Source organism: Cupriavidus sp. FW305-46, assembly GCF_058787075.1.
Window position 1 is genome coordinate 1 of sequence record NZ_JBYSZI010000131.1, and the last position, 3,611, is coordinate 3,611.

The 3,611-nt window shown below is 60.1% G+C and carries 2 protein-coding genes and 1 pseudogene; all 3 read left to right on the plus strand.

The window, feature by feature from the left end:
- Positions 1–2,140: hypothetical protein (locus tag AC3WON_RS31025; RefSeq protein WP_492353473.1), on the plus strand; the 2,140-nt coding region annotated here is incomplete at its 5' end.
- A 490-nt stretch (positions 2,141–2,630) separates the two neighbouring features.
- Positions 2,631–3,311, plus strand: a complete 681-nt coding sequence (locus AC3WON_RS31030) for a DUF4145 domain-containing protein (RefSeq protein ID WP_492353474.1) — start codon at positions 2,631–2,633, stop codon at positions 3,309–3,311.
- Positions 3,312–3,345: 34 nt separating this feature from the next.
- Positions 3,346–3,611, plus strand: a pseudogene (locus AC3WON_RS31035) (hypothetical protein); the annotation flags it as partial.

Below are 3,611 nucleotides of genomic sequence, written 5' to 3' on the forward strand. Positions count from 1 at the left end.
CTCGATAGTAACGATGGGGTACGGACGGATCAGGCTCGGCCTGGACTCGGGCGCTCAAGCAACAGCGTGGGGCAAGCTCAGGGAGCATCTGATGAACTTGCAGACAGGTGGGAGTCCTGCGGAGGGGCCGGGGTACGATCGGCTGCAAAACGGCGCTGCGGAGGAAATCGAGCGGCTGGCATCGGCGGATGTGCGAGCCCGCTCGGCCTGCGCTGCACATACGGTCGCGGACTGGGACGCAATGAACGCCGCCCGGCGTGGTCTTGCCGACGGATGGATGCTGCTGGATCGGTCGCAGACAGGGGCAGGAAAGAGTAGCGGCCATGCCGTCGAGTTCGTCAAGGATTGGCAGTGTGCTGGTCTTCAAGTGCTGTGGCTTACGCCGCTGGCGAATCTCGCGGCGTCGGCGGTAAAGCTGCTGGCGACGACCCCAGGCATTCATCCGCTTCAAGGCTACAAGCGTGTCAAACCGGAGGATCGCGGACTGTACTTGGACGGTACCTATCCAGAGTTCGGCGGGCTCGTGTCATGTATCGACAGCTTGCCGTCGTTTGCGGAGACTGTTGTACAGGGTCGTGGCCGCGTCGCTGTGGTCGTGGATGAGTTGGGCTACATACTGCACCGGATGTGTACGGAAAAGTCCGATAAGGGCGTCGATGTGCTTACGGACTTCTTCCGAGTCCTACGAGACTCAAGCACGCCGGTCCTGCTCATGGACGCCACGGCGGGCGAGGCGCACGTCGCACTCGTTGAGGCCATGACCAATCGCCGGATTGATTGCGTTCGAGTTGCACCAAAGCAGCGACCGGGTGGCACATGGGGCATGCCTGACTTCAAGGCTCCTCCAATTGAACTTGTACTAGCTGCCGGTGACGACGCCCGCGAGCGTGAAAGTCTGATCCGGGAGTGTCTAGATGAGGTTGTTCGCCGCACTGAAGCTGGGCAACTCTGCTGCGTGGCCTTCGATAACATGGAAGTCTTAGTTGCCTTTGTAAAGGCTGCGCAGGCCCGCATCGATCAGCGGCGCATCCTTGCACTTGGTCGGTTCGATGCTGACGAGAAGGCGCACCGGGCCTACGTCCAGCGGCTCAACGGCATTGACTGGGAGTCGGACATCACGCCCTTTATTGTCGAGAGCGTCCAGTCGAAGACCCGGCTACTTGTTGCATACACGAGTGTCTGCGGTGTCGGCACGAGCTTTGATGACACTGCCGGGTCTTACAACGCCGTCTTGGCTACGTCTGGGAGAGTCGATCCTGCTTGGGTTGTCCAGGCTGTGGGGCGTGCTCGGCAGGCTCACGACGCACAGGTTTTCATGGCAGTAAAGAACTTGGTGGACGAGCCGTTTTCCGAGCGCAGCCTGCCGGAAGTGGGCAGCGTGCCGGACTTTCGTGGCCGGACCGTAGATGAAGCCGTGGCATTAATGCAAGCGTTCATGAAGCGAGGGGCACTGTCCAATAGGGCGGCGCGCTGGTCCGTCAAGCTGTTGCTCGAAGAAGCCGGTTACAGGGTCTTGCAGCCCCGGCTTGCTCGCGGTGGCACTGCGGCCAGCGTAGACGACAGTCCGCTTGCGGCTGCGCAGACTGTACTCGATGAGGTCGCTTCTCTTGGCATGCTGGACTATACGGATACAAACCTTCCCCGGAAGTGGCGGCAATCCTGCAATGACAGATCGACTCGGAAGCAATTCGAGGTGATGCGCTGCGGGCAGATGTTTGACCTGCCTCCGAGTGAGCTGCCCACGATTGAGCAGATGGCCTTCTTCCAGTCGCTGACGCCCGAAGGCCGTGCCGCTTGGTGGATGGCATACGGTGCTAACGCCTCGCGCATTCCCAAGCTGTGCGGCTTCTTCGACGCTGCGTCCAAAGATGCGAAGTCCGTAGCGACTGTGTTGAAGATCATCGTGGGCAATGACAAGGCTGCGGCGCTGCGTAAGGCTGCTTCGGTCTCGAACCAGAAGGTTGCAGCCATGGCTAAGCGAATGGGGATTTGCCCCGCTGTTATGGCGAATGGGGGACTCAAGCGTAGCGGCGCATCGGTCCTCCGTGACTGGCTCGGTCGGGCTGGCTTCAGTGTCGTGGAGGATGCGGATGGCAACGCTGTGGCGGTCGCCCCCGAGTGGTTCCTGCGGGCAGTGTAGAGCAAGCGGCCCCAGTAAGCTGAAATTCACGAGATTCTTATGGGCGGAAAAACCTGCTATCCCTTGCCCAGTCTAGGTTTGCGGGTGAAGGGCGAGAGGGTCGCTATTCGTTGAAGACGCCATGGGATGGCTCTGAGGACTTTCCGGGCCTGCACGGCGGTGTGCCGCCAAACCTTGAATCAGAAGGGCGCGCACCTTGCTGGTACGCATTACGGTCGGAGAGTCTTGCGTATCACAAGGTTACGCCATACACCTCCTTCCTTCCTTCCTTCCTTCCTTGCTTGGGCGGGGACTCCACGCCGGCTACCTGCCGTCAATCCAGCGGATGCGGGAATTTGCCTCGCCCCGCACGCGCATTCCGATCGCGAGCCACTACGACCGGCCCCTTTACGCTACAGCCCAGCCGCGAACTGTCAGCGCCAGGGAGCACGGGCTGCTGTTCCGACCACGTATAAAATCTGCCAAATAACGCGGAAGACCGGGAGGGTCTATGGAGCAGCTAAGTGGTCGTGTCAAATCCTTTTGTAACTGCTGTGCAGGAGAGACATGGCATAACGTCCTCCATGCGGCGGAGCAGCGCTTTGTAGAAGATAACAGCGTGGAGCGATACGTCTACTACACGCTCCAATGCGGAGGCTGTGACACCGTTAAGTTGCGCGAGGATTGGAACATGACCGGCATGGGCGACGACGTATCGAGCACGTCGTATCCCCCGCCGGCTTATCGAAAGACGCCCGACTGGATAACGCAATGGTGGCGGTCGACTGAAGTGAAGAATTCGACGCTTAGAATCGGGCGAGAGGTGTATAAGGCGCTCCAGAATGACCAACCCCATCTCGCTGCGATGGGCGTCAGAGCGGTTCTCGAGCAAGCCACTATCGACAAGATCGGCGGTGACCAAGGCTCGTTTGATGACAAGCTGGCTGCGCTGTACGCCCAAGGCCATGTTTCTCTGCTTATGCAGCAGAGACTGAAGTCCGTCCTGGACGTAGGAAGCGCGGCCATCCATCGTGGCTATACGCCGAGTCAGGAGGACCTGACGACTCTGGTCGACATCATGGAACACGTTATGGAGTCCCTTTACCTCCATGACGCCGATGTTAAGCGAATGGCCGAAAGGACGCCGCGAAGGCCACCCGTCGTTAAGAAGCCAGCGTCGGGCGATCGTTGAGGTGTGTTTTGGGGCCATCCCGCTGTGCCAATCATTGCGCAAAATCGCGCCAATTTCGGCGCGACGTTACAGGGGCGTCTTCTGGTCACTATCCGGCTACGTCGGGCGACCGGTGCAGGAGTCGGCAGAGCAGGCCGGCATTCAATTGCTTGACGGTGCAGCCATCATCGAGCGGATTCGCGCACTCGATCAGTACAAGCAGGCGACGTTGCTGGCCCAGGCATTCAAGGGGGATTACCGGACGCCGACATGCGCGGCCTGCGGGGTGAAGATGGTTGAGCGCGAGGGGAAGGGCGGGCC